Source organism: Microbacterium sp. NPDC057944 (assembly GCF_042887445.1).
In the GTDB taxonomy this organism is placed as follows: domain Bacteria; phylum Actinomycetota; class Actinomycetes; order Actinomycetales; family Microbacteriaceae; genus Microbacterium; species Microbacterium natoriense.
This window is the reverse complement of sequence record NZ_JBHVPJ010000001.1, coordinates 1,830,442-1,855,844: the sequence shown is the minus strand read 5'-3', so window position 1 is coordinate 1,855,844 and position 25,403 is coordinate 1,830,442. Positions and strand designations below refer to the sequence as shown.

The 25,403-nt window shown below is 70.1% G+C and carries 26 protein-coding genes; 8 read left to right on the top strand and 18 right to left on the bottom strand.

Going from position 1 to position 25,403, the window contains the following annotated elements:
- Window positions 1-30: 30 nt before the first annotated feature.
- Complete coding sequence (gene gabT / locus ACFVRO_RS08430) at window positions 31-1,398, bottom strand: 4-aminobutyrate--2-oxoglutarate transaminase (RefSeq protein WP_105673593.1); 1,368 nt, start codon at window positions 1,396-1,398, stop codon at window positions 31-33.
- A gap of 95 nt (window positions 1,399-1,493) precedes the next feature.
- Between gabT and ACFVRO_RS08425 the strand changes: the two genes are divergently transcribed.
- The gene (locus ACFVRO_RS08425; RefSeq protein WP_386951274.1) at window positions 1,494-3,002 is read left to right on the top strand and encodes a PucR family transcriptional regulator; all 1,509 of its coding nucleotides are present in this window, start codon (window positions 1,494-1,496) and stop codon (window positions 3,000-3,002) included.
- Window positions 3,003-3,004: 2 nt separating this feature from the next.
- On the opposite strand, the gene ACFVRO_RS08420 is transcribed toward ACFVRO_RS08425, so the two are convergent.
- Window positions 3,005-3,709 carry an MBL fold metallo-hydrolase gene (locus ACFVRO_RS08420; protein WP_386951271.1) on the bottom strand — a complete coding sequence of 235 codons (705 nt, stop codon included), beginning with the start codon at window positions 3,707-3,709 and terminating at the stop codon, window positions 3,005-3,007.
- Window positions 3,710-3,764: 55 nt separating this feature from the next.
- On the opposite strand from ACFVRO_RS08420, the gene ACFVRO_RS08415 reads away from it, so the two are divergent.
- Window positions 3,765-4,322 (top strand): TetR/AcrR family transcriptional regulator, encoded by a 558-nt coding sequence (locus tag ACFVRO_RS08415; protein ID WP_386951268.1) that lies wholly within the window; start codon window positions 3,765-3,767, stop codon window positions 4,320-4,322.
- 22 nt (window positions 4,323-4,344) lie between these two features.
- Here ACFVRO_RS08415 and ACFVRO_RS08410 read toward each other — a convergent pair whose 3' ends face one another.
- Both ACFVRO_RS08410 and ACFVRO_RS08405 read right to left on the bottom strand, forming a co-directional pair.
- Window positions 4,345-4,740: a riboflavin kinase gene (locus ACFVRO_RS08410; protein ID WP_386951266.1), complete on the bottom strand. Its 396-nt coding sequence runs from the start codon at window positions 4,738-4,740 to the stop codon at window positions 4,345-4,347.
- Window positions 4,737-5,249: a flavin reductase family protein gene (locus tag ACFVRO_RS08405; protein ID WP_105673603.1), complete on the bottom strand. Its 513-nt coding sequence runs from the start codon at window positions 5,247-5,249 to the stop codon at window positions 4,737-4,739. The genes ACFVRO_RS08410 and ACFVRO_RS08405 overlap by 4 nt, the downstream gene beginning before the upstream one ends.
- 104 nt (window positions 5,250-5,353) lie before the next feature.
- Between ACFVRO_RS08405 and ACFVRO_RS08400 the strand changes: the two genes are divergently transcribed.
- Window positions 5,354-5,983 carry a PadR family transcriptional regulator gene (locus ACFVRO_RS08400; protein WP_386951263.1) on the top strand — a complete coding sequence of 210 codons (630 nt, stop codon included), beginning with the start codon at window positions 5,354-5,356 and terminating at the stop codon, window positions 5,981-5,983.
- 11 nt (window positions 5,984-5,994) lie between these two features.
- Here the strand turns inward: ACFVRO_RS08400 and ACFVRO_RS08395 are convergent, their stop codons facing one another.
- The 6 genes from ACFVRO_RS08395 to ACFVRO_RS08370 all read right to left on the bottom strand — a co-directional run bounded on the left by ACFVRO_RS08395 (window position 5,995) and on the right by ACFVRO_RS08370 (window position 12,768).
- The gene (locus ACFVRO_RS08395) at window positions 5,995-6,879 is read right to left on the bottom strand and encodes a ribokinase (RefSeq protein ID WP_386951260.1); all 885 of its coding nucleotides are present in this window, start codon (window positions 6,877-6,879) and stop codon (window positions 5,995-5,997) included.
- Window positions 6,872-8,239: an NtaA/DmoA family FMN-dependent monooxygenase gene (locus tag ACFVRO_RS08390; RefSeq protein ID WP_386951257.1), complete on the bottom strand. Its 1,368-nt coding sequence runs from the start codon at window positions 8,237-8,239 to the stop codon at window positions 6,872-6,874. Before ACFVRO_RS08390 ends, ACFVRO_RS08395 begins: the two co-directional genes overlap by 8 nt.
- Window positions 8,240-8,333: 94 nt before the next feature.
- Window positions 8,334-9,182, bottom strand: coding sequence for an ABC transporter permease (locus tag ACFVRO_RS08385; RefSeq protein WP_341941443.1), 849 nt, complete (start codon window positions 9,180-9,182; stop codon window positions 8,334-8,336).
- Window positions 9,175-9,972 (bottom strand): ABC transporter ATP-binding protein, encoded by a 798-nt coding sequence (locus ACFVRO_RS08380; protein WP_386951254.1) that lies wholly within the window; start codon window positions 9,970-9,972, stop codon window positions 9,175-9,177. Before ACFVRO_RS08380 ends, ACFVRO_RS08385 begins: the two co-directional genes overlap by 8 nt.
- On the bottom strand, window positions 9,972-11,078 hold the full coding sequence (locus ACFVRO_RS08375; protein ID WP_386951252.1) for an ABC transporter substrate-binding protein: 1,107 nt from the start codon (window positions 11,076-11,078) through the stop codon (window positions 9,972-9,974). Before ACFVRO_RS08375 ends, ACFVRO_RS08380 begins: the two co-directional genes overlap by 1 nt.
- 238 nt (window positions 11,079-11,316) lie before the next feature.
- On the bottom strand, window positions 11,317-12,768 hold the full coding sequence (locus ACFVRO_RS08370; RefSeq protein WP_344012608.1) for a helix-turn-helix domain-containing protein: 1,452 nt from the start codon (window positions 12,766-12,768) through the stop codon (window positions 11,317-11,319).
- A gap of 140 nt (window positions 12,769-12,908) precedes the next feature.
- Here ACFVRO_RS08370 and aceB point away from each other — a divergent pair, with 140 nt between their 5' ends.
- The 3 genes from aceB (at window position 12,909) to ACFVRO_RS08355 (ending at window position 16,721) form a co-directional block, all read left to right on the top strand.
- Window positions 12,909-14,555 carry a malate synthase A gene (gene aceB / locus ACFVRO_RS08365; protein WP_341941441.1) on the top strand — a complete coding sequence of 549 codons (1,647 nt, stop codon included), beginning with the start codon at window positions 12,909-12,911 and terminating at the stop codon, window positions 14,553-14,555.
- A gap of 30 nt (window positions 14,556-14,585) precedes the next feature.
- Entirely contained in the window at window positions 14,586-16,181 is a 1,596-nt protein-coding gene (locus ACFVRO_RS08360) for an isocitrate lyase (protein WP_386951250.1), read from the top strand.
- Window positions 16,182-16,289: 108 nt separating this feature from the next.
- Complete coding sequence (locus ACFVRO_RS08355) at window positions 16,290-16,721, top strand: hypothetical protein (RefSeq protein WP_386951247.1); 432 nt, start codon at window positions 16,290-16,292, stop codon at window positions 16,719-16,721.
- A 17-nt stretch (window positions 16,722-16,738) separates the two neighbouring features.
- Here ACFVRO_RS08355 and ACFVRO_RS08350 read toward each other — a convergent pair whose 3' ends face one another.
- Window positions 16,739-17,248: an Lrp/AsnC family transcriptional regulator gene (locus ACFVRO_RS08350; RefSeq protein ID WP_105673625.1), complete on the bottom strand. Its 510-nt coding sequence runs from the start codon at window positions 17,246-17,248 to the stop codon at window positions 16,739-16,741.
- Between the two features lie 121 nt (window positions 17,249-17,369).
- On the opposite strand from ACFVRO_RS08350, the gene ald reads away from it, so the two are divergent.
- Window positions 17,370-18,455: an alanine dehydrogenase gene (gene ald, locus ACFVRO_RS08345; RefSeq protein WP_386951245.1), complete on the top strand. Its 1,086-nt coding sequence runs from the start codon at window positions 17,370-17,372 to the stop codon at window positions 18,453-18,455.
- A gap of 181 nt (window positions 18,456-18,636) precedes the next feature.
- Window positions 18,637-19,836: a pyridoxal phosphate-dependent aminotransferase gene (locus tag ACFVRO_RS08340; RefSeq protein WP_386951243.1), complete on the top strand. Its 1,200-nt coding sequence runs from the start codon at window positions 18,637-18,639 to the stop codon at window positions 19,834-19,836.
- Window positions 19,837-19,928: 92 nt separating this feature from the next.
- Here ACFVRO_RS08340 and ACFVRO_RS08335 read toward each other — a convergent pair whose 3' ends face one another.
- The 7 genes from ACFVRO_RS08335 to ACFVRO_RS08305 form a co-directional block, all read right to left on the bottom strand.
- On the bottom strand, window positions 19,929-20,330 hold the full coding sequence (locus ACFVRO_RS08335) for a VOC family protein (protein WP_386951240.1): 402 nt from the start codon (window positions 20,328-20,330) through the stop codon (window positions 19,929-19,931).
- Between the two features lie 32 nt (window positions 20,331-20,362).
- Entirely contained in the window at window positions 20,363-21,493 is a 1,131-nt protein-coding gene (locus tag ACFVRO_RS08330; protein WP_386951238.1) for a UDP-N-acetylmuramate dehydrogenase, read from the bottom strand.
- Window positions 21,493-21,891: a MaoC/PaaZ C-terminal domain-containing protein gene (locus tag ACFVRO_RS08325; protein WP_386951235.1), complete on the bottom strand. Its 399-nt coding sequence runs from the start codon at window positions 21,889-21,891 to the stop codon at window positions 21,493-21,495. The genes ACFVRO_RS08330 and ACFVRO_RS08325 overlap by 1 nt, the downstream gene beginning before the upstream one ends.
- Window positions 21,891-22,346 (bottom strand): MaoC family dehydratase N-terminal domain-containing protein, encoded by a 456-nt coding sequence (locus tag ACFVRO_RS08320; protein WP_386951232.1) that lies wholly within the window; start codon window positions 22,344-22,346, stop codon window positions 21,891-21,893. The genes ACFVRO_RS08325 and ACFVRO_RS08320 overlap by 1 nt, the downstream gene beginning before the upstream one ends.
- Window positions 22,347-22,372: 26 nt before the next feature.
- Window positions 22,373-23,176: a sulfite exporter TauE/SafE family protein gene (locus tag ACFVRO_RS08315; protein WP_386951229.1), complete on the bottom strand. Its 804-nt coding sequence runs from the start codon at window positions 23,174-23,176 to the stop codon at window positions 22,373-22,375.
- A 116-nt stretch (window positions 23,177-23,292) separates the two neighbouring features.
- Window positions 23,293-24,840, bottom strand: a complete 1,548-nt coding sequence (locus tag ACFVRO_RS08310) for a tripartite tricarboxylate transporter permease (RefSeq protein ID WP_105673657.1) — start codon at window positions 24,838-24,840, stop codon at window positions 23,293-23,295.
- Window positions 24,840-25,403, bottom strand: coding sequence for a tripartite tricarboxylate transporter TctB family protein (locus tag ACFVRO_RS08305; RefSeq protein WP_386951227.1), 564 nt, complete (start codon window positions 25,401-25,403; stop codon window positions 24,840-24,842). The genes ACFVRO_RS08310 and ACFVRO_RS08305 overlap by 1 nt, the downstream gene beginning before the upstream one ends.

Genomic DNA, 25,403 nt, shown 5'->3' with positions numbered 1-25,403 from the left:
CGCCTGGACCGCGCGAGAGCGCGATCCGTCTCACGCAGGGTGGGCCGCGAGCGCCGCTGCGACGACGTCGATGCCCTCGTTCAGAAGGTCATCTCCGATGGACAGCGGCGGGAGGAAGCGGATGACGTTGCCGTAGGTGCCGCAGGTCAGGACGATGACGCCCTGTGCGATGCAGGCCTTGGCGACGGCCGCGGTGAGAGCGGCATCCGGAGCCTTGGTCTCGGGGTTCACGAACTCCGCCGCGATCATCGCGCCGTGTCCGCGGATGTCGCCGACGCGGGCGTCGCCCTGCTGGATCTCCGCGAGGCGGGCCTTCAGGATGTCGCCGATCTCGCGAGCGCGCTCGATCATCCCGTCGTTCTCGAACACGTCGATCGCGGCCAGCGCCGCGGCGCACGCGATCGGGTTGCCTCCGTAGGTGCCGCCGAGGCCACCCGAGTGCGAGGCGTCCATGATCTCGGCCCGGCCGGTGACCGCGGCAAGCGGAAGTCCGCCGGCGATGCCCTTGGCCGTGGTGATGAGGTCGGGCTCGATGCCGAAGATCTCGCTGGCGAACATGGCTCCGGTGCGGGCGAAGCCGGTCTGCACCTCGTCGGCGATGAAGACGACGCCGTTGGCACGGCACCAGTCGACGATCGCGGGGAGGAACCCGTCGGCGGGGACGATGAAGCCGCCCTCGCCCTGGATCGGCTCGATGATGACGGCGGCGAGGTTCTCTGCGCCGATCTGCTTCTCGAGCTGAAGGATCGCGCGGGCCGCAGCCTCTGCGCCGCTGAGTCCGTCGCGGAAGGGGTACGACGCGGTGGCGCGGTACACCTCGGGCGCGAACGGTCCGAAGCCGCTCTTGTAGGGCATCGACTTGGCGGTCAGCGCCATGGTCAGGTTGGTGCGGCCGTGGTAGCCGTGGTCGAAGGCCACGACGGCCTGGCGACCGGTGTGCTTGCGGGCGATCTTGATCGCGTTCTCGACGGCCTCCGCGCCCGAGTTGAACAGCGCGCTCTTCTTGGCGAAGTCACCGGGGGTGATGCGGTTGAGCGCCTCGGCGACGCCGATGTACGACTCGTAGGGCGAGACCATGAAGCAGGTGTGGGTGAACTGCGCCGCCTGGGCGGCGACGGCCGCGGCCACCTTCGGGTGCGCATTGCCCACGGTGGTCACGGCGATGCCCGAGCCGAGGTCGATGAGCGAGTTGCCGTCGGCGTCGACGACGACGCCTCCGCCTGCGGCGACGGCCGCGACCGGAACGGTGTGTCCGACGCCCGCTGCCACGGCATCCGCCTTGCGGGCGAGGATCTCGGCGGAGCGGGGGCCGGGGAGCTCGGTGACGAGGCGACGCTCCTGGGGGAGCTCGGGTCCGCCGAGGGGAACTGCAACAGCTGCGGTGTCGAGGAGTGCCATGCCGCGAGCGTATTCCGGGTCCGGATGCCGTTGCATTCGCCGAACTGTACAATCTGTGGAGAAGATTCTCCGGACTGTACATCGAAAGGAGCGCCGTGCCCACCACGGACCACCCCGCACTGCGCGCGCTGCTCGCCCGCCGTGACCTGGGGCTGGCCCTGGTGTCCGCCGAGGAGGCCCTGCCGGAGGGCGCGCTCGACCGTCCGCTGCGCTGGGTCCACAGCTCCGATCTCGCCGACCCCACCCCCTTCCTCTCCGAGGATCTGGCGCTCCTGACCACGGGGACGCAGTTCGACGACGAGGCGAGCATCGACACCTATGTGGGCCGGCTCTCCGACCGCGGCGTGCTCGGCCTCGGCTTCGGCACCGAGGTGCACAGGGCCGGCATCCCCGAGGAGCTGATCGCGGCATGCGCCGCACGAGGGATGCCGCTGTTCGAGGTCCCGTACCGCACCCCGTTCATCGCGGTCGCGCGGGCGCACTCGGAGGCGATCGCCGCCCAGGCGTACGCGCGCCGCTCGTGGGCCCTCGACACGCAGCGGGCGCTCGCCCTGGCCGCGCTGCGTCCGCACGGACTCGACGCGACGATCGCCGAGCTCGGGCGCCGGCTCGATGCGTGGGTCGGCATGTACGACGCCGCCGGCGCGCTCACCCTGTCGCATCCGCGCGAGGGCATCTCACCCGACGTGCTCTCCGGGCTCGGCGGGCAGGTCGTCGAGGTGCTCACGCGCGGCCTCGAGGCCGGGCAGTCGCTGAGCATCGACGGACAGACGTTCATGCTGTTCACCGTGGGGCGGGGCGGACAGCTCCGCGGGGTGATCGCCCTCGCCGTCGATGCGATCGACTCCGAGGCGCGCACCGTCGTGACGTCGGTGATCGCCATGGCCGGCCTCGCGATGGAGCAGAGCGAGCAGCTCGCCCGCAGCCGCAGACGCCTGCACACGCAGCTCCTCGGATCGCTCCTGACCGACGACCCGGCCCTCGCCAGGAGAGTGCTCGGCGGTGTCCCGCAGGCGCCGATGGTCGTCGCCGTGGCCTCCGACGCCCCCGCGGGGCCTCTCGTCGACTGGTGGGAGCGCCGCCGCGCAGACCACGGCACGGCGTCCTTCGTCGCCGAGTCCGTCGAGGGGGTCGTGATGTGCGTCTCCGCCGGAGAAGAGCACCTGTTCGACGACGTGGCCTCGCGGTTCGGCATCCGCCTCGGGGTCTCCGAGCCGGAGTCGTACGATGCGTTCACCCGCGCGCACGCGCAGGCCCTGACCTCGCTGCGCCAGCAGGGCGACGCCGGCGCCTTCCGCTACGCGGACACGGTGGGGTCGAGCATCCTCAGCGCCCTCGCGACCGACGAGGCGCGGCTGGTCGCCGAGTCTCGACTCGCCCCGCTGCGCGATCACGACGCGGCGACGGGCGGCGACCTGGAGCACGCGCTGCGGACGTGGCTCGAGCACGACGCCCGCGCCGAGCCGGCGGCGCTCGCGCTGGGCGTGCACCGGCACACGCTGCGTTCGCGGATCTCGCAGGCCGGTGTCCTGCTCGGAATCGACCTGGGGTCCTTCCCTGCCCGCGCGGAGGCGTGGACGCTGCTGCAGACCGCGCGGGACTGAGGTCAGTCGCGCGCGTCGAGGGCGTCGAGCAGCGCCGCTGCCGTGCCGGTGAACTCGGGGCCGTGGCCGGGGAAGATGCGGCTCTCGGGGAGGTCCCTGAGCCTCTCCAGACTGCGGCGGGTCTCGGAGGTGTCCTCACTGAAGGGGGCGAGCCGAGCGCCTCCCTCCCCCGTGAGCACGTGGCGGGTGGTGATGGCGTCGCCGAGGAAGAGCGCGTCGACGACCGGCACACGGATCGCGGCCGACCCCCGCGTGTGACCGGGGGTCGCGATGAACTCGGGGCGCCCGGGGAGATCGAGCACGTCGCCGTCGGACACGGCGTGCAGTTCGAGCGGACGCTGCGTGCGGAGTCCTCCTCGGCGCAGCGTGCTCCAGAGGAACCGCAGCACCGGACCGAGGCGCCACTCCCCGGCCTTGACCTTCTTGGTCGTGCGGCCCGTCGCCAGGTCCTCGTCGAGGCCGAGGATGTGGATCGGGATGCCGTGCTCTGCGCGCAGCTGCTCGGCGATGCCGATGTGGTCGACGTCGCCGTGGGTCAGCACGATGCCGCGGATGTCGGAGAGCGAGCGCCCTGCGTCGCGGAGCGCGGAGCGGAGCATGCCGAGGTCGCCGGAGAGCCCGGCGTCGATGAGCGTCACGCCCTCGTCGGTCACGACGGCGTGGATGGCGATGATGTCGTCGCCGATGCGGAGCAGCTGTGCGGTCATGTTGGCTACGATACATAGCCTTGATGGCTACAGTCAATAGCCATATGCTGGGTGCATGCCCGCACCGCAGAGAGTGAGCACTCCCGAGCTCGTCGCCGCCATCCGATCCATCGCCGAGCGCGACGGACTGGATGCCGTCACCATGAGCACGGTCGCGGCATCCGTCGGCGTCCGCGCGCCGAGCCTGTACAAGCGCGCGGCGAACCGGCACGAGCTGCTGCGCCTCGCCGCCGATGACGCGGCGACCGAACTGGGCGAGGAGATCTCGGCCATCGCGGCGGCGTCGGACGAGCCACGGGGTGTGCTGGCCGGAGCCGCCCGCGCGCTGCGGGCACTCGCCGCGCGCTCCCCGAACATCACCACGCTGCTGTTCTGCGCCCCCGCACCGCTCGCGACCCCCTCGCCCGAGACGATCGCTCCGCTCATGACCATGCTGCTCGACACGGTGCGCCGCATCTCCCCCGACGACCCGCTGTCATCCGCGCGCACCCTCACGGCGTGGGCCTACGGCTTCAGCACGATGGAGCAGAACGGCGGCTTCCGCCAGGGCGGCGACGTCGACACCGCATTCGAGCACGGCCTGGAGATCGTGCTGCGCGGCATCGGGGCGTGACCCAGGGCCAGGGCGGATCCGCTCAGCCCTGCGCGGCGAGCACCCGCCGACATCCGGCGATGTCGCGCTCCGACTGGGCGACGAGCTCGGCCACGTCGGCGAAGCGCAGGGTCGGCCGCAGGAAGGCGATCAGCACGACGTCGAGGCGCCGCCCGTAGAGGTCGAGGTCGACGTCGTGCACGTGCACCTCGACCCTGCGGGGCCGCTCCCCCGCGAACGTGGGGTTCGTGCCGACGCTGACCGTGGCCGGCATCCGCGGATCGGCGCCGTCGATCCCCACCCTGGCCGCGTAGATGCCGTCGTCGGGCAGGTCGGCGCCGTCGCAGGAGAGGTTCGCCGTGGGGATGCCGAGCCCCCTCCCCCTGCCGTCTCCGGGGACCACCTCGCCTGCGATCGACCGGGGGTGCGGCGGGTTCACTCCCCGGTCTCGGAGGTCGCGATCGTGCGGTAGCGGCTCTGATGGAACACGAGCGGCTCGACCTCGCCGAACACACTGATGTCGGCGATCTCATACAGGGCGATCTCGTGGTCTCCGCCGTCGAAGGTGCTGTGCAGGCGGCAGGTCAGCCAGAGCGCCGCGTCCTCGATGAGGATCGCGCCGCCGTCGGTCGCGCGCCACCCGTGCTGGCCGAAGCGGTCGCCCTCGCGGGAGGAGAGCATCCGGCTCAGCGGCTCGTGGTGGGCGGCAAGGACGCTCATGCCGAGCTCGGGCACGGCCCGCAGCACCGGCCAGGTCTTCGATGTGCGCGCGGCGCTGATCGCCACGAGTGCGGGCTCCAGCGAGATCGACGTGAACGAGTTGACCGCCATGCCGACGGCACGCCCTTCCACCTCCGCCGCCAGCGCCACGACGCCGGTCGGGTAGATCGAGAAGGCCCGACGCAGGGCGATATCGCGGGGAAGGACTTCGGGCGCCGCAGTCGTCATTTCGGGTTCCTTTCATTTAGTCAACTTTGACTAGTTCAGATTGTACGTAACTTTGACCATGCAAACAAGCCGGTACTCGACGATCCAGCCGTTAGCATGAGGGCATGTCGACCACCCGCCTCGTCGTCCTCGGCGCCGTGAAGCAGTTCCAGCCCGTGCACGGCTACTTCCTCCGACGCGAGCTGATGACCTGGCACGTCGACGAGTGGGCGCACATCCAGCCCGGCTCGATCTACAACGCCCTGCGCGCCCTCGAGGTCGACGGCTACGTCGCCGAGAGCGGCACCGAGACCGAGGGCAAGCGCCCCGCTCGCACCACCTACCGCATCACCCCGGCCGGGGAGGTGGAGCTGCAGCGGATGCTGCGCGAGAACCTCTGGAACGTCGCTCCGTTCGACACCCAGGCGATCATGACGATCGCCTCGTTCATGTTCGTGCTGAGCCGCCAGGAGGTCATCGCGGGCCTCGAGCACCGCCTCATCAAGAGCGACGCGATCATCACCGCCAACGGCTTCGACGTGCAGGACACGCTCCGCTCGGAGACGACGCCGAAGTACGTCCGCGAGATCTTCGACCTCTCCACCGCCCGACTCACCGCCGAGAAGCAGTGGCTGCTCGACCTCCTCGACCGGCTCAGGCAGGGCGAGTACGTGTTCGCCGGCGAGGAGCCCGCGGCGACCCCTGCTGCGGCCCCGGCCGAGGCCGCAGCGGAAGAGCCCGCGCCTCGGCGCTGAGCGCGCGGCGCTCAGCGCGTCGCGACGAGAGCGGCCAGAGCCGCCGGAGCGAGCGCGGTGGTGTTCGCCCCGCGGTGCAGCGCCACGATCGCCCCGGCAGCGGATGCCGTGAGCAGGGCCTCCTCGATGGCGGCGCCGGCGGCGAGCGCCGCGGCGAGCGCTCCGCAGAACGCGTCACCGGCTCCGGTCGTGTCGACGGGGTCGATGGGGAACGCCGGGATGCGCAGCACGGGCTCCCCCGCTCTGTGCAGCTCGACCCCGTCGCCGCCGCGCGTGAGCACGATGGTCTCGGCGCCCGCCGCGTGCAGTCGATCCGCGCCGCCGAGCTCCGCGCATTCGGTCTCGTTGACGATGAGGACGTCGACGTGGGCCAGGAGCGCGAGTGCGGACTCCGACGCCGGGGCCGCGTTCAGGAGCGTCCGCGCTCCGGCATCCCGCCCGGCCCGCAGCGCCGCGTCGACGGTCTCCGCCGGCACCTCGAGCTGGGCGAGCACCACGGCGGCCCCGGCGACGCCGGACAGGGCGTCCTCGGCGGTGAGCTCCTCGTTCGCGCCGGCGGCGACCACGATGCTGTTGTCGCCGTCAGGCAGGGCCAGGATGTGCGCGACGCCGGTGGGCGCGGCATCCGTCCTCCGGAGGCCCGCTGCCACTCCCGCATCCACGAGCGTCCGTCGCAGCAGGTCTCCCGCCTCGTCGGCGCCGACCGACCCGCAGAAGCGGACGTCCGCGCCGCTGCGGGCCGCGGCGACCGCCTGATTGAGGCCCTTGCCTCCGGAGAAGCGGCCGCCCGCGCGTCCGAGCAGCGTCTCGCCGACGAGCGGGGGGCGCGCCACCTCGACCACGAGGTCGAGGTTCGCGCTCCCCACCACGGCGACACCGGAGAGGCTCTCAGACACGCGAGAGGGACCCCCGGTACGACGACCCGGTGTGCGACTCCGCCAGAGCGGGGCTCGACGTGCCCATCAGCCGCTCGCGCAGCGACTGCGGCTCGCTCGAGGGCACCGCGATCGCGCCGCGCTCCTTGAGGATCGGCAGCACGTGCTCGATGAAGTCCGCGGTGGAGGCGGGCGGGATCACCGGCGAGAAGAGGAAGCCGTCGAGATCGGCACCCTCCGCGAGCTCGATCATGCGGTCGGCGATCTGCTCGGGCGTGCCCACGATCGGCCGCGCTCCGACGCCGTGCGCGTGCCAGTCGCCCAGCACGTCTCCGACGGTCTTGTCGGCGAAGCGCGCGACCTGGGTCTGCGACAGCTCGGTGCTCAGCTCCGCCATCGGCGTCTCCGGCGCGTACGACGACAGGTCGAGGCCCGTGAACCACGCGTAGGAGGCGACCGTGACCTCGGGGTTCTGCGCGTCGGCGACCTCGGCGTAGGTGCGCCGGGCCTCCTCCTCGGTGCTTCCGACGACGGCGGCGAACGCCGACATGATCTTCACCTCGTGCGCCGCGCGGCCGTTCTTCACGGCCTCCTCGCGGATCGCGACGGAGTGGGCGCGGAGCTGCTCCACGCTGCCGGCGCCGACGAAGATCGCCTCGCCGTGCTTGCCGCCGAACTCGCGACCGGCGGGCGACGCCCCGGCCTGGAACAGCACAGGGGTGCCCTGCGGCGAGCGCGAGGTGTTGCCGTAGCCGTGCGAGCGGAAGTACGGGCCGTCGTGCGCGATGCGGTGCACCTTCGACGGATCGGCGAAGCGGCCGGACTTGTCGCGCTCCAGCGCGCCCTCCTCCCACGCCTGCTCCCACAGCTTGTAGACGACCTGCATGAAGTCGTCCGCCATGAGGTAGCGCTCGTCGTGCCCGACCATCGGCACGCCGAACCCCTGCACGGCCGTGTCGGCGGTGCCGGTGGTCACGACGTTCCAGCCGATGCGCCCGCCGGACAGGATGTCGAGGGTCGCCATCCTGCGCGCGAACGAGTACGGCGGCTCCAGCAGCGTCGAACCGGTGGCGACGAGCCCGAGCCGGGTGGTCTCGGGGATCAGCGCTCCGAGGATGATCGCCGGATCCAGGCGAGGCAGGTCGAGTCCCTCCACCGAGCAGATGTCGGGGCGCTCCCCCGCAACGTCGGCCCACCCCCACGCGTCGGCGAGGAAGAGGAAGTCGAAGCCGGCGTCCTCCGCCATGCGCGCGGTGTCGCGCCAGTACTCGAGCGTGTCGAAGAGATAGCGCCCGTTGGCGGGGTGACGCCAGGTCGCGGTTCCGGAGTCGTTCGCCTGGGCGTTCTCGAAGAGGCCGAGGCGCAGCTGCTTGACGGTCATGTGCGTGCCTTCCTTGTGGGTGATGAGGGGTCTCCGGGCATGCCGGAGGAACCCGGGAGCGGAGCATCCGCCCCCGGATCGGAGTTCGCGGGCGTCAGCCCTTCGCGGTGACCTCGCCGTCGCTCCACCACAGGACGCGCTTGCGCACGACCGCGAGGAGCACGATCAGGAGGACGCCGAGGAGGCAGAGCAGAGCGATGCTGGCCCAGGTCACCGGCAGGTTGGCCTGCGCGGCCGACGTCGTGACGAGCGAGCCGAGACCGGCCTGCTGACCGGCGGCGACGAACTCCGCGACCGCGGCGCCGACGACGGCGAGCGGGAGCGCGATGCGGAGCCCCGCGAACACGTACGGCATGCTCCCCGGGAGGCGCAGCTCGCGGAAGATCTCCCACCGCGAGGCGTGCAGCGTCGTGAACACGTCGAGGGCGCGCTGGTCGACGTCGCGGAGGCCGGCGAGCGAGTTCACCAGCATCGGGAAGAACACCACGAGCCCGGTGACGATGAACTTCGGCACCATGCCGAAGCCGAACGCCACCACCAGGGCGGGGGCGATGGCGACGATCGGGGTCACCATCACGATGATCACGAGCGGCATCACCGCCTTCTCGATGATCTGGAACTCCGCCATCACCACGGCCAGCAGGAATCCGGCGAGGATGCCGGCGGATGCGCCGACCACGACCTCGAGCAGTGTGACGAGGAAGTTCGACCAGTACATGCCCGCGTCTCCGGCGAGGCTGGCGCCGATGTCCTGCAGCGCGGGGAGGACGTAGGGGTTCGACCAGGCGACGAGCTGCCACAGCGTGGCCGCGATCGCGAAGGTGATGAGGGTGGGCAGCCACGCTCCCCACCGCAGCCAGGAGGGGATGCCGCGGCGCGGCGTCTCCCTCAGGCGGGCGGTGGCGAGGGTCGCCGTGGTGTCGCGGATCGTCATCTCAGACATGGGCCTTCTCCGTCTGCGCGCGCAGCGCACCGCGCACGATGCCTTCCAGTTCGCGGAACTCGTCCGTCGCGTACGCCTCCTCGGTGCGGGGGCGCGGCAGGTTCACGTCGATCACCTGGGCGATACGGCCGGGGTGGGCGGCCATCACCACGATGCGGTCCGAGAGCATGATCGCCTCCGGCACCGAGTGGGTCACGAACATGACGGCCTTGCGGTTCGACTGCCAGAACTCCAGCAGGGCGATCCGCTGCAGGTCGCGGTTCATCTCGTCGAGGGCCGAGAACGGCTCGTCCATCAGCATGATGGCCGGGTCGAACACGAAGGCCCTGGCGATGGCGGCGCGCTGCTGCATGCCTCCGGAGAGCTGACCGGGGTACTTCGACATCGCCTTTCCGAGACCGAACGTCGACAGCAGCTCCTCGGGGTCGCGCAGCGCGCGCCCTCCGTTGGCGCCGCGGTTGATCCGCAGCGGCAGCTCGACGTTCTCGCGCACGGTCTTCCACGGCAGCAGAGCGGGAGACTGCGGCACCAGCCCGATCTTCTTGTCGCTGGATGCCGCGCTCACGCTCTCCCCGTCGATCGTGACGGTTCCGGAGTCCGCGTCGATGAGACCGGCGACCACCTTGAGGAGCGTCGACTTGCCGCATCCGCTCGGTCCGATCACGGAGACGAACTCGCCCATGCCGATGGTGAGGCTGACGTCGTCGAGCACGGTCACCCGCGCCCCGTCCACTCCGAAGGTCTTGGTGACGCCGGTGACCTCGACGCCCGCTCCCTGCGAGGCGGCCATCACTTCGCCGGCCAGATCAGCTCGTCGCCGTCGTAGAGGTCGGCCACCAGGTCGACGTCCATCATGTCGGCGATCTTCGGCAGGTCCTTGACGTCTCCGTACTTCTCGACGAGCGCGTACTCGGGCTTCCACATGGCCTCGGTCTGCACGCCGGGGTGACCGCCGGTGCTCATGCGGACCCACTCCGACTCGACGGCCCAGGTGCGGGCGAGCTGGTCGCGCGGGAACGCGGCGCCCTGGTTGTTGTCCTCGGCGAGCTTCGCGAGGGTGTCGATGCAGGCGTCCGACTCGTCGAGGCAGTACTGCAGGGCCTTGAGGCTGGCTCGCATGAAGTCGGCGGCGACCTCGCGGTGCTCGGAGAGGAAGCGCGAGTTCACCTCCATCACGTTGTAGGTGCCCTCGACGCCCTCGTCGGCGGGGAGGAACTCGCTGAACGGGAGGTCCTGAGCCTTGAGCGACTCCGGCTGGTTGGAGGCGTAGCCGACGATCGCGTCGACCTGCTCCCGCACGACGACGGTGGGGTCGTAGTTGGTCATCTTGACCATCTCGACCTTCGAGACGTCGACGCCGGCGTTGTCGAGCATGGCGGAGGCGATCGGGGTGAGGTTGATGAAGTAGCCCAGCGACCCGCCCTCCAGATCCTTCAGGCTCGTGAGCTTCTCGTTGCCGAAGATCGAGAAGGGAGAGGTGGTTCCGTAGGTGGCCACCGCCGTGAGGTTCTTGCTGTTGGCGGCGGCGAGCATGACGTCGGATGCCGAGCCGAGCGCGGTGAACTGCGCCTGCCCCGATGCCACGAGCTGCTGCCCGTTCGCTCCGGAGGCGTTGATCTCGACGTCGAGGCAGAGGTCGTCGAAGTAGCCGAGCTCCTTCGCGAGGAACACGTCGAGCTGACCGGCGCTGGCCGAGTAGCCGTAGCCGGAGATGTAGGTGATGGTGCCGGCATCCTGATTCCGCTGGCAGCTGTCGGCGTCGACAGCTGCGTCTGCGGGGGCGGTTCCGCTGCCGGGGCTCTGTGCGGAGCATGCTCCGAGGGTGAGCGTGGCAGCGAGAACGCACGTCAGGGTGGCAGCGATGCGGATTCGGGTTTCCGCGGGGGAAGTAGCCATGAGGGTCCCTTCTCGGCCGTTCGTCGTTGATGGCTCGTCGAAAGTAACATAGTCAAGATTGACTAAGCAAGATCAAACTAAACTTTGACGAAGCGGACCATCGACGGGCACGCGAGTGCATGGCTTCGCGCCGAGTGCACGGCCTGTTCACGCGCGGATGCCGTGCACTCGCGAGGATGCCGTGCACTCGGGAGGAAGCCGTGCAGTCGGCGACCCGAGCGGCGAGCGTGAGAGCGGGTCAGCGCGGAGCGTGCGCCTCCAGGAACTCGTACACGTCGGTCGTGTCGACGCCGGGGAACGCACCCGTGGGCAGCGTCGCGAGCAGGGTGCGCGGGGTCTTGACGTTCGGCCAGGCGTTCTCGCGCCAGCGCTCCTCGAGCTCGGCGGGAGCGCGACGGCAGCACACCTCGACCGAGTGCTTCGAGACGCCGCGATGCGGGGTGTCCCGCCCGACGAACCACTTGGTGTCATCGAAGCGCACGCCGACGCTCACGGAGTGCAGCCCCTCGCTCGACGCCTCGACGCGGGCGGTGCACCAGTACGTCCCGTTGCCGGTGTCGGTGTACTGGTAGTACGGGTTGAACCGGTCGTCCTCGTCGAACACCACCCGGCTGGTCCACTTCCGGCAGCACATCTGCCCCTCGATCGCGCCGAACCGGTCGGTCGGGAAGTTCACGTCGTCGTTCTCGTAGGCCTTGGTGATGGTGCCCGACTCGTGCACCTTGAGGAAGTGCACGGGGATGTCGAGGTGTCGGGTCGCGAGGTTCGTGAAGCGATGCGCCGCCGTCTCGTACGACACCGAGTACGCGTCGCGCAGGTCCTCGATCGAGATCGCCTTGCGCGACTTCGCCTCCGTCAGCATCGGGACGACGTGCCCCTCCGGCATGAGCAGGGCGCCGGTGAGGTAGTTCGTCTCCACGCGCTGGCGGAGGAACTCCGCGTAGCTGCGCGGCTCCGCATGCCCCAGCATCCGGCTCGACAGCGCCTGCAGCACGGCCGTGCGGGCATCGCCCTTCGCCTGCGCGCGGCTCGAGAGGTACAGCCTGCCGTTGGCGAGGTCGGCGACGCTGCGCGTGGTCTGCGGGAGGTCGGGGGCGTAGTGCAGGGTGAAGCCGAGGTAGGCGGCGATCTCGGATGCCGTGCGCTGAGTGAGCGGACCGCCGGAGTGCCCGACGGCGGTGAGGATCTCGGACGCCTTGGCCTCGAGGTCGGCGAAGTGGTTGTCCTGCCGTCGCATGAGGTGGCGCAGCTCGACGTTCGCACGCCTGGCCTCCTCGGGCGTCGCCGCCCTCTCGTCCTTGAGGCGGTCGATCTCGCCGTGCAGAGCCAGCAGCGCCCTGAGGGCATCCGTCGGCATGCTCTTGGCGATGCGGAAGGGCTCGATGCCCAGCGCCTGGAACGTCTGCCCCTTCATCGCGCGCTCCAGCGCGATCTCGATCGCACTGCGCTCGTCGAGCGGCTCCCCCTCCAGCAGAGCGTCGATCGTGACGCCCAGTGCACGCGCGATCGCCTGCAGCTGCGTGAGCTTAGGCTCGCGCTTGCCCGTCTCGATCATCGACATCTGGCTCGGCGCGCGATCGACCGCCGCTGCGAGGTCGTCGAGGGTCATCCCGCGCGCGGTGCGGAGCTGGCGGATGCGGCGGCCGATCGTGAGGGCGTCGGCGTCTTCTTCGACGGCTGAGGTGGTCATGCCGGCGATTCTGTCACAGAAACAGAATTTCCGTCGATCTTCACTCCGGATTTGGTCGGTTCGGGTCGTGAACTTCACGCAGAGTGGTCTCAAGCCAGACGGCATCGCAGCCGGATCGTTCGAAGAAAGGACTTCTGATCATGAGCACTCCCACCGTCACCGCGCCGATCCAGACGGCGCAGCAGGGTCCGGCGATCACGGTCGCAGGTCCCATCCGCGATCGCTACGACGAGATCCTCACTCCGGATGCGCTCGCCTTCCTCACCGAGCTGCACCACCGCTTCGGCGGCCGCCGCCATGACCGGCTCGCCGACCGGATGCGCCGCCGCTTCGAGATCGGCAACGGCCACGACCCGCGGTTCCGCGAGGAGACCGCGCACATCCGCGAGGACGCCGACTGGCGCGTCGCCGGCCCCGGACCCGGCCTCGAGGACCGCCGCGTCGAGATCACCGGCCCCACCGACCCGAAGATGACCATCAACGCCCTGAACTCGGGCGCCCGGGTCTGGCTGGCCGACCAGGAGGATGCCACCAGCCCCACCTGGAAGAACGTCGTCGAGGGCCAGCTGTCCCTGCGCGACGCGATCCGCGGCGAGCTCTCCTTCACCTCCCCCGAGGGCAAGGAGTACCGCGTGACCGCCGAGCGGACGCCCACGATCGTGATGCGCCCTCGGGGCTGGCACCTCACCGAGAAGCACATCGAGTTCACCGACCGCGCAGGTCGGCGGATGTCGGCATCCGGCTCGCTGGTCGACTTCGGCCTCTACTTCGTGCACAACGCGCTGGCTCTGATCGAGTCGGGCCGCGGGCCGTACTTCTACATCGCCAAGCTCGAGTCGAGCGAGGAGGCGAAGCTGTGGGACGACATCTTCAGCTTCAGCGAGGAGTACATCGGGATCCCGCACGGCACGATCCGCGCGACCGTGCTCATCGAGACGCTGCCCGCGGCGTTCGAGATGGACGAGATCCTGTACGAGCTGCGCGACCACTGCGCCGGCCTCAACGCCGGTCGCTGGGACTACATCTTCTCGATCATCAAGAACTACCGCGGCCGCGGCGCCCGGTTCGTGCTCCCCGACCGCAGCGAGGTCACCATGACGGTGCCCTTCATGCGGGCCTACACCGAACTGCTCGTGCAGACGTGCCACAAGCGCGGCGCATACGCGATCGGCGGCATGAGCGCCTTCATCCCCAACCGTCGCGACCCCGAGGTCACCGCACGGGCGATCGAGAAGGTGTCGGCCGACAAGAAGCGCGAGGCCGCGGACGGCTTCGACGGCACCTGGGTCGCGCACCCCGACCTGATCGCCACCGCGCAGGCCGAGTTCGACGCCGTGCTTGGCGACCGGCCGAACCAGGTCGACCGTCTCCGCGAGGACGTGTCGGTCTCGGCATCCGACCTGCTCGACCTGCACATCGGGCGCCCGATCACGGCGCAGGGCGTGCGCGACAACGTCTCGGTGGCCATCCGCTACCTCGAGGCCTGGCTCCGCGGGCAGGGCGCCGTCGCCATCGACAACCTGATGGAGGACGCGGCGACCGCCGAGATCAGCCGCTCGCAGGTGTGGCAGTGGATCCACCAGGACCGCACCACCGAAGACGGCACCGCGATCACCGCGGAGTACGTCGAGGGCCTGATCCGGGAGATCCTCGCCCAGGCCACGCGGTCGGCGGGAGACCGCTTCGACGACGCCGCCGACGTCTTCCGGGAGGTCGCGCTGCACGAGGAGTTCCCCACCTTCCTCACCCTGGGCGCCTACTCGCGCTACCTCATCGAGAACAACTGACCCGCTCATCACCACCACGAAGGACTTGACATGACTCAGTACCAGGACGACATCGACGCCATCCGGGCGCTGAAGGAGGAGCACGGCTCCCCCTGGAACGCCGTCGACCCGGAGTCCGCCGCACGGATGCGCGCGCAGAACAGGTTCCGCACCGGGCTCGAGATCGCTCAGTACACCGCCGACATCATGCGCCGCGACATGGACGAGTACGACGCGGACTCCTCGGTGTACACGCAGTCGCTCGGCGTGTGGCACGGGTTCATCGGGCAGCAGAAGCTCATCTCGATCAAGAAGCACCTGAAGTCGACGAACAAGCGCTACCTCTACCTCTCCGGATGGATGGTCGCCGCGCTCCGCTCCGAGTTCGGCCCGCTGCCCGACCAGTCGATGCACGAGAAGACCGCGGTGCCCGCTCTGATCGAGGAGCTGTACACGTTCCTCCGCCAGGCAGACGCCCGCGAGCTCGACCTGCTCTTCACCCAGCTCGACGCCGCCCGAGCCGCCGGCGACGAGACCGCGGCGGAGTTCATCCAGTCGCAGATCGACGACTACGAGACCCACGTCGTCCCGATCATCGCCGACATCGACGCCGGCTTCGGCAACCCCGAGGCGACGTACCTGCTCGCGAAGAAGATGATCGAGGCGGGCGCGTGCGCCATCCAGATCGAGAACCAGGTCTCCGACGAGAAGCAGTGCGGCCACCAGGACGGCAAGGTCACCGTGCCTCACGAGGACTTCCTCGCGAAGATCAACGCGGTCCGCTACGCGTTCCTGGAGCTCGGCATCGACAACGGCATCATCGTCGCCCGCACCGACTCGCTCGGCGCGGGGCTCACCCAGAAGCTCGCCGTCTCGCAGGAGCCCGGCGACCTCGGCGATCAGTACAACTCCTTCCTCGACGTCGAGGAGATCTCCGAGGCCGATCTGGGCAACGGCGACGTGGTCATCAAGCGCGGCGACGCGCTGCTGCGCCCGAAGCGTCTCGCGAGCAACCTCTACCAGTTCCGCACCGGCACCGGCGAGGAGCGCGTCGTGCTCGACTGCATCACGTCGCTGCAGAACGGCGCCGACCTGCTGTGGATCGAGACGGAGAAGCCGCACGTCGAGCAGATCGCGGGCATGGTCGACGCGATCCGCGAGGTCATCCCGAACGCGAAGCTCGTCTACAACAACAGCCCGTCGTTCAACTGGACGCTGAGCTTCCGCCAGCAGGCGTACGACCTGCTCGCGGAGCAGGGCGGCGACGTGTCGGCGTACGACCGCAGCGCCCTCATGAGCGTCGAGTACGACGACACCGAGCTCGCGCGGCTGGCCGACGAGAAGATCCGCTCGTTCCAGCGCGACGGCTCCGCTCGCGCGGGGATCTTCCACCACCTCATCACGCTCCCGACCTACCACACGGCCGCGCTGTCGACCGATGACCTCGCGAAGGGCTACTTCGGCGACGAGGGGATGCTCGCCTACGTCAAGGGCGTGCAGCGCCGCGAGATCCGCGGCGGGATCGCCACGGTCAAGCACCAGAACATGGCGGGCTCCGACCTCGGCGACAACCACAAGGAGTACTTCGCCGGGGACGCCGCGCTCAAGGCCGGCGGTCAGCACAACACGATGAACCAGTTCAACTGACGACGAGTCCGGACGACAGGCCCGGATGCCCCAGGACGATGCCCCTCACCGCGATCCGGTGAGGGGCATCGCCGTGCCGGGGGCGGCGGGCGGGCGTAGCCTGGAGCGATGAGCGACGTGTGGACCGGCATCGCCGGCGAGTTCCTGCACCTCTACCCCCGCGGCACGCGCCTGCTCGCGGTGGCGGGAGCGGATGCCGAGCGCTCGCGAGCCGCGGCGGACGAGCTCGCCGATGCGCTGCGCGCGGCCGGACAGGATGTCGTGCGCACCCACACCGACGAGGTGGACCCCGCGCAGCTCCGCGCGGACGTCGTCGCCCCGTTCCGCGCCGAGCGGTCTCCGCGGGTGCTGATGGTGTCGGGCCCCGGTGCTCTGCTGAGCGAGGCGGCACGCGGCATGTGGAACTACGCGCTCTGGCAGCTCGCCGGAGACGAGCCCCCGCACACGGTGGCGGATGCCCTCGTCGAGGTGACCGATCCGCGGCATCCGTTCCGTCGGTTCGCGGACTACTGCGCGGCGCCCGCCTCGTACGGCGCCTGACGCCCGCGGGCTCCGCCTCAGCGGAACGAGGCGGCCACCGAGTTGCGGTGGTAGTCGAACACGATGCTCGTCCGCGTGGAGGCGACGCTGGACTGCGCCGAGAGATGCTCCAGTACGAACTCGCGCATCTCCGAGGAGTCCGCGACCGCGATGTGCAGGAGGAAGTCGTCGTCGCCGCCGAGGAAGAACAGCTGGATCACCTGGGGCAGCACGCGCACCCTCTCGGCGAACTCCACGATGCTCTCCCGCCGCCCGCTCGGGCGCAGCGTCACGCCGATGATCGCCTGGAGGCCAGCGCCCAGCATCCGCTCGTCCACGCTCGCATGGAAGCCGGTGATCACCCCTCTGTCGAGCAGGGATCGCAGCCGGGCGTGCGCGGTCGACGGAGCGACCCCGAGCTTGACCGCGAGCTCCGCGTTGGTCATGCGCCCGTCGGCCGCCAGCAGCCGGACGATCTGCGTGTCGACGGGGTCGAGGGCGGGGGCTCGCAGAGTGTTCGGCTGCGGGGCCGCGGAAGAGGTCTCCATCCGAATGATTATTCAGGATCAGGGCCTCTGTCGAATAGTCTTCAGGAAATCTTTCTGAACGCCGATGTTTCTGCGATTCTGGTGGACGCAGAAACAGCCGCCACCCGGAAGGATCCGATCGATGAAGATCGCCGTGCCCACTGAGGTCAAGAACAACGAGAGCCGCGTCGCGCTCACCCCGGCCGGCGCCGACCGCCTGGTCCGCGAGGGGCACCGCGTCATCGTGCAGTCCGGTGCGGGCCTCGGCTCGCGCATCTCCGACGAGGCGTACCGCCTCGCCGGTGCGGAGATCGTCGCGACCGCGGAGGAGGCCTGGACCCAGGCCGATCTGCTCATCAAGGTCAAGGAGCCCATGGCCCAGGAGTACGGCTTCCTGCGCCCCGACCTCACCCTCTTCACCTACCTGCACCTGGCCGCCGACCGCGCGCTCACCACTGCGCTCGTCGACGCCGGCACCACCGCGGTCGCCTACGAGACGGTGCAGCTGCCCGATCGCAGCCTGCCGCTGCTCGTGCCCATGAGCGAGATCGCCGGTCGGCTCTCCGTCACCATGGGGTCGTACTCCCTGCTGCGCTCGAACGGCGGCCGCGGCATGCTGCTCGGCGGCATCGCCGGCACGCCGCGTGCGAAGACGGTCGTGATCGGCGGCGGCGTCGCCGGTGAGCACGCCGCGGCCAACGCCCTCGGCCTCGGCTCGAAGGTCACCGTGATCGACATCTCCCTGCCGCGTCTGCGGGAGCTGGAGCACCGCTACGGCGGGGCTCTGGAGACCAGGGCCTCGAACCGCTACGACATCGCGGAGGAGCTCGCCACGGCCGACCTCGTGATCGGCTCGGTGCTGATCCCCGGCGCCGCGGCCCCCAAGCTCGTCACCGACGACATGGTCGCCGCCATGAAGCCCGGCTCTGTGCTCGTGGACATCGCGATCGACCAGGGCGGATGCTTCGAGGGCTCGCGCCCCACGACGCACGACGACCCGACCTTCGCGGTGCACGACTCGATCTACTACTGCGTCGCGAACATGCCGGGCGCCGTGCCCGAGACCGCGACGCGGGCCCTCACCAACGCGACCCTCCCCTACGTGTCGGCGATCGCCAGCAAGGGCTGGGACCGCGCGGCATCCGACGACGCCGCCCTCGCCAAGGGGCTGAACGTTAAGGGCGGGCGCATCGTGCTCGACGCGGTCGCCCAGGCGCACGGCCTCTGACCCGACCCCGCGCGAGGTGTCGGAGATCGCGGCATCCCTGGCCCCTAACCCGGTGTGTCGCGACCCCTCACGAGGGGCCGTCCTGCGGCCTCGCGGGCTTCGTGCACGGATACGGAAAGTTCCGTCATTCTTATCGACATCCGGAGGATGCCGCGGGCGGCGGGCCGAGTACGCTTTTACCGTGACCGAACGCGCACCTCTCTCTCGCAAGCTGTCCGCTATCGCCGAGTCCGCGACCCTCAAGGTCGACGCCAAGGCCAAGGCTCTGAAGGCCGAGGGCAAGGCGATCATCTCGTATGCCGCCGGCGAGCCCGACTTCGCGACGCCGCAGTTCATCGTGGATGCCGCGGCCGAGGCCCTGGCCGACCCCGCGAGCTACCGCTACACGCCGGCGGCCGGCCTTCCGGCGCTGCGCGAGGCGATCGCCGCGAAGACGCTGCGCGACTCCGGGCTCGAGGTCTCGCCCAGTCAGGTCATCGTGACCAACGGCGGCAAGCAGTCGGTCTATCAGGCGTTCCAGGCCGTCGTGAACCCCGGCGACGAGGTGCTGCTGCCCGCGCCGTACTGGACCACGTACCCCGAGGCGATCCGCCTCGCCGACGGCACGCCCGTCGAGGTCTTCGCCGGCGCCGACCAGGACTACAAGGTCACGGTCGAGCAGCTGGAGGCCGCGCGCACCGAGCGCACCACCGCGCTCGTGTTCGTCTCCCCGTCGAACCCCACCGGGTCCGTCTACACCGCGGAGGAGACGAAGGCGATCGGCGAATGGGCCGTCGAGCACGGCATCTGGATCATCTCCGACGAGATCTACCAGAACCTCACGTACGGGGGCGTCAAGGCCACCTCGATCGTCGAGGCCGTGCCCGAGGCCGCGAACCAGACCATCCTCGTCAACGGCGTGGCCAAGACCTACGCCATGACCGGCTGGCGCGTGGGCTGGATGGTCGGCCCCTCCGACGCCATCAAGATCGCGGGCAACCTGCAGTCGCACCTGTCGAGCAACGTGAACAACGTCGCCCAGAAGGCCGCGATCGCCGCCCTCAACGGCCCGCAGACCGAGGCCGAGAAGATGCGCGAGGCGTTCGACCGCCGCCGTCAGCTCATCGTCTCGGAGCTGTCGAAGATCGACGGTCTCATCGTGCCGAACCCCCTCGGCGCGTTCTACGTGTACCCCGACGTGCAGGGCCTCCTCGGCCGCACGTGGGGCGGCGTGACGCCGACCACCTCCCTCGAGCTCGCCGACCTCATCCTCGAGCAGGCCGAGGTCGCCGTCGTCCCCGGCGAGGCGTTCGGCCCGTCGGGCTACATCCGCATGTCGTACGCCCTGGGCGACGACCAGCTCCTCGAGGGCGTGCAGCGCCTCCAGCGCCTGTTCTCCTGAGCCGGCGGGGTCTTCCCCGGCAACACGACGCCCCTCCGGTCCACGCGGACCGGAGGGGCGTCGTCGTTCAGCGGGTCGGGATGCCGGGCCGCTCAGTCCTCGGGGTGGTACCCGATGAGCCAGCGGATGCCGTAGCGGTCGACGAGCGTGCCGTCCCAATCGCCCCACGGGCGCTTCTGCAGCGCATCGATGACGCGTCCGCCGGCGGCGAGCTCGTCGTACCAGCGCGTCAGCGTGGCGGCATCCGCGGTGCCGAGCAGCGACAGGAACATGCCGCCCATCTGCACCGCGTCGTCATCGGCCCCCGCGTCGGCTCCGGCCAGGTCGACGAGACCGGAGAGCTGACCGTGGGCGACCGAGTCGGGCGGGCCGTCGTGGCGCCCTGCCGTCGCATAGTCGAACATCTGCAGCTCGCCGCCGAACACCGCCTGATAGTGGGCCAGCGCCTCCGCCGCGTTGCCGGGGAACAGGAGGTAGGGAATCAGTCCGCTCATCCCGCGAGTGTACGTCGACGCACCGACGCCCGTCAGAGCTCGACGCCGACGAGCACCGGCTCGGGCTGCAGCACGAGACCGAACTCGGAGTGCACGCGGCTCTGGATGAAGCGCGCGAGCTCCGAGACCTCGGCGGCGGTCGCCCCACCGCGGTTGGTGAGGGCGAGGGCGTGCTTGGTCGACACGGACGCCCGCGACCGCGGCAGTTTGAATCCCTTGCGGATGCCGGCCTGCTCGATCAGCCACGCAGCGCTCACCTTGACCTCGGCGCGCTCCGGCTTCGACGGCGGGACCAGCCCGTCGTAGGACGCCAGCGGGATCACGGTCACGGCGTCGAGGTCGGGCGAGACGGGCCAGCGAGGGCACTCCGGCGGGAGCGCCCGGGCGACGCTCTCCGGCACGATCGCGTTCTGGAAGAAGGAGCCGACTCCGTGCGTGTCGGGGTCGTCCTCGTCGAGCAGCATGCCCTTCGAGGCGCGGGTCGCGAGGATGCGCTCGCGCACCCACCGCAGCGGCACCGGCTCGTCGCCCTCGAGCGCGAGCGCCCGACGCAGCTGCTCGCCCCGCACGACGCGCTCCCCCGCCACGAGCAGGTCGACCGTGATGGAGAGGATGACCGCCCTGCGGTGGGGTTCGCTGCCGTAGTGATGCTTGAACACCGAGGTGCGGAATCCGAGGCCGAGCTCGGAGGCCGGGACGGTGACGATCTCGTCGGCGTGCTCGTCGAGCAGCTCCACCTCGACCAGCGTCTCCTGCACCTCCTGGCCGTACGCCCCGATGTTCTGCACGGGGGCGGCGCCGACGGTGCCGGGGATGCCGCTCATGGCCTCCAGCCCCGCGTAGCCGTGCTCGACCGCGTAGGCGACGAGGTCGTCCCACGCGTGACCGGCCTGGGCGCGGAGGCGGATGCGCCCGGCGTGCGGCGACGGGAGCTCCTCGATGCCCTGCGTCAGGATGCGGATGACCGTGCCCTCGAACGGCGCGTCTCCGACGAAGAGGTTCGATCCGCCGCCGAGGACGAACCAGTCGTCTCCTCGGGACCACACGTCGCGGAGCGCCTCGACGAGTTCGTCGGCTGTCGACGCCTCCAGCATCCGCTCCGGGGCGGCGCCCGTGTGCAGCGTGGTGAGGGCGGACAGGCGGATCGGCTCGACCTCGCGCATCAGATCGCGACGCGCAGCTGCGCCTTGACCAGCACGGTCGTCTCGCCGAACGTGACCTTCAGGTCGATGCGCGCGGCCTCGTCGTCGACAGCGCCGGCCGTGGCCAGCACGTGCACATCGGCGCCGTCCTGCGGGTCGACGACGACGGGCTTCGTGAAGCGCACGCCGTAGTCGAGGATGCGCGCGGCGGGGTCGAGGGCGGCGACCACGACGGAGGAGGCCACGCCCATCGTGAGCATGCCGTGCGCGAGCACTCCGGGGAGGCCGACTACCGCGGCGACGTCGTCGCGGTAGTGGATGGGGTTGAAGTCCCCTGACGCTCCGGCGTACCGCACGAGCGACTCGCGGGTCAGGTGCACGGTGCGCTCGGCGATCACGTCTCCGACGGTGAACGACATCACTCGGCTCCTTCTTCCGACCCCACGAGCAGCATGCTGGTGGCGGTCACGACGTGGGCGCCTTCGGCATCCGTGATCTCGGCCTCGCTCGTGATCATGGCGTTGCCGCCCATCATGCGGATGCCGGTCACGCGCAACTGGCCCGTGAGCTCGTCTCCGGCCACGATCGGACGCGAGTAGGTGAAGCGCTGTTCGGCGTGGATCGTGCGCGCGAGCACGATGCCGGAGTCCGTCTGGTTCAGCAGCTGCTGCAGCGTGTGATCCTGCACGACCATCGCGAAGGTCGGCGGCGCGACGACGTCGGCGAAGCCCGCGGCGCGCGCGGCCTCGACATCGGTGTGCTGCGGAGCATCTGCGAAGACGGCGCGCGCGAACTCGCGGATCTTCTCACGGCCGACGAGGTACGGGGTGGTCGGCGGGAAGTCCCGTCCGACGAGTTCTTGGTTCACTGCCACCCTTCGATCCTACTTCTCGGGGGTGCTCAGCTCTTCTTGCGACCCCGGATCGCCTTGAGGGCCATCTGCGCCGCGATCACGACGAGGTAGGCGGCGAACAGGATGTTGGCCGTCAGCGGGTCGATCAGCGTCGCCAGCCAGGCACCGAGCGCGGTCGTCGTGCAGGCCGAGACGCCGACCAGACCCGCCGCGACGAGGTCGACGTTGTGGTTGCGGAGATTGCCGATCGTCCCGGAGATCGCGGTGGGGATCATCATCAGCAGCGAGGTGCCCTTGGCCACGAGGTCGCTGGTGCCGAAGGCGATCATCATCGCCGGCACCACGATCACCCCGCCGCCGACGCCGATGAGGCCGGCGATGATGCCGGTCGCGACGCCGAGGGCGACGAGCGAGACGCCGCTGAGCCAGTTCAGGTCGAAGACGGCATCCCTGGAGGGGATCACGAGGAACAGCGTCACGATCACGACGATGAGGAAGGAGACGAAGGCCCACCGCAGCACCGTCTGCGAGATCTTCGGGAGCAGCCTCGTGCCGATCTGCGCGCCGACGACGGATCCGGCCGCGAGGATGATCGCGGGGATCCAGGCCACCGAGTCGTGCACGGCATAGGAGATCACGCCGACGGTCGCTGTCGGGATGATGGCCGCCAGGGACGTCCCCGCGGCGAGCCGCTGGTTGAAGTGCAGCAGCAGCACGAGCAGGGGCACGATCACGGTGCCGCCGCCGACGCCGAAGAGGCCGGAGAGGAGCCCGGCGACGAGGCCGATGCCGATGCCGATGAAGGATGCGTAGGCGCGAGGCCCTCGGTTCGGGGCCAGGACGTCGTTCACCGTTCCAGCCTACTCTCGGGCCCTGCTCCGTCCGACGCCGTCCCTGCGGCGGACGGACGCCGCGCCCCTCACTCGCATCGCGCATCGACGAGGGAGGGACGCGGCATCCTGAGCGGTCAGATCTCCGAATCCGCTCTGACCGGCACGGCGATCGACTCGGTGAGCGCCTGCTCATAGCGCTGCTGCCGACGCCGCAGCCACAGCCCGCCGATGATCAGCAGCGCCAGCACGCCGTACGCGATCGCCGCGAAGGGCTGCGCGACGAGCGTCGTGAGATCGCCCTGGCTCAGCTGCAGCGCCTTGCGCAGCTGCTCCTCTCCCATCGGCCCCAGGATCATGCCGACGACGAGCGGGGCGACCGGGTAGCCGAAGCGCCGCATGAAGTAGCCGAGCACGCCCACCACGAGCAGGATGAGGATGTCGACGGGCGAGTAGTGCAGCGCGTACGCCCCGAACACGGCGAACAGCAGGATGCCGGCGTAGAGGTACGGCCGCGGGATCTGCAGCAGCTTGACCCACATGCCCACGAGCGGCAGGTTCAGCACGATCAGGATCACGTTGCCGATGTACAGGCTCGCGATCAGCGCCCACACCAGGCTCGACTGGCTCTGGAACAGCAGCGGTCCCGGCTGGAGCCCGTAGGACTGGAAGGCGGTGAGGATGATGGCCGCGGTCGCTGTCGTCGGCAGCCCCAGTGTCAGCAGCGGCACGAGCACACCGGCCGCCGCCGCGTTGTTCGCCGACTCCGGCCCCGCGACGCCCTCGATCGCACCCCGGCCGAACTCGTTCCGGTGCCGCGAGAGCTTGCGCTCGGTCGCGTACGACAGGAAGGTCGCGACGTCCGCGCCGCCGGCGGGGATCGTGCCGATCGGGAACCCGATGGCCGTGCCGCGAAGCCACGGCTTCCACGACCGGCGCCAGTCCTCCTTGGTCATCCAGCTGCGCCATCCCCTGGCGACGGGGATGACCTCCACGCCGCCATGCCGCAGCCGCGCCGCGATGTACAGCGTCTCCCCCACCGCGAACAGCCCCACCGCGACGAGCACGATGTCGACGCCGTCCGAGAGCGGAAGCAGCCCCAGCGTGTAGCGCTGCTGTCCGGAGAGCAGGTCGGTGCCGACCAGTCCGAGGAACAGGCCGACGCCGAGCGACAGCATCCCGCGCGAGATCGAGCTGCCGATCAGCGCGCCGACCGTCACGAACGCGATCACGATGAGCGCGACGTAGTCGGACGGCCCGAGGTTCACGGCGAACTGCGCGAGCACCGGGGCGAGCAGCGTGAGCCCGACCGTCGCGAGCGTGCCGGCGACGAAGGACCCGAGTGCGGCCGTGGCGAGCGCGGCAGCACCGCGCCCGAGCTTGGCCATCTTGTTGCCCTCGATCGCCGTGACGATCGAGGCCGACTCCCCCGGGGTGTTGAGCAGGATGCTCGTCGTCGACCCTCCGTACATGCCGCCGTAGTAGATGCCGGCGAAGGTGATCAGCGCGGCGGCGGGGTCGAGGGTGTACGTGAGCGGCAGCAGCAGCGCGACCGTCATGGCCGGGCCGATGCCGGGCAAGACGCCGACGGCGGTGCCGATGAAGACGCCGAAGAAGGCGAAGACGAGGTACTGGGGCTGCAACGCGGTCGCGAACCCCTCCATGAGCAGGGACCAGCTGTCCATCAGAACATCCTTCCGAGCCAGCCGAGAGCGGGGCCCCACGGCAGCGAGAGCCCGAGGAGTCCGCCGAACACGATCTGCACGACGAGCGCGAGGAGGATGCCGACGAGGAACGCCATCCACCACTTCTTCGCCCCGAGAGACCACGCGACGCCGCCGAACAGGACGGCGGCGGCCGGAGCCCAGCCCAGCGGTTCGATCAGCAGCAGGTGGGCCACGATCAGGCCGGCGAGCTTCGCGAGGGTGAGCCAGTCGGTCGGGAGGCTGGTGTCGATGTCTTCGCCCTCCTCCGCGGCGCCCCGCTTGCCGCGGAGCACGCCGACGAGCACCGCGACGGCCGAGGCCAGCAGGATCGCCGACACGAAGATCGGGAAGACCCTCGGGCCCACGGTCGCGCCGAGGGGCACGTGGATGGCGAAGACGCCGGCGACGGCGAACACGCCGAGTCCGACCATGAGCACGGCGAACACCAGCTCGCCGACGGGGAGCGACGACGACCGTGCGGACGGGCTCTCGCCCGCCCGCACGGCGTCCCCTCCCGTCCCCAGAGAACCGGAGGGGGTCAT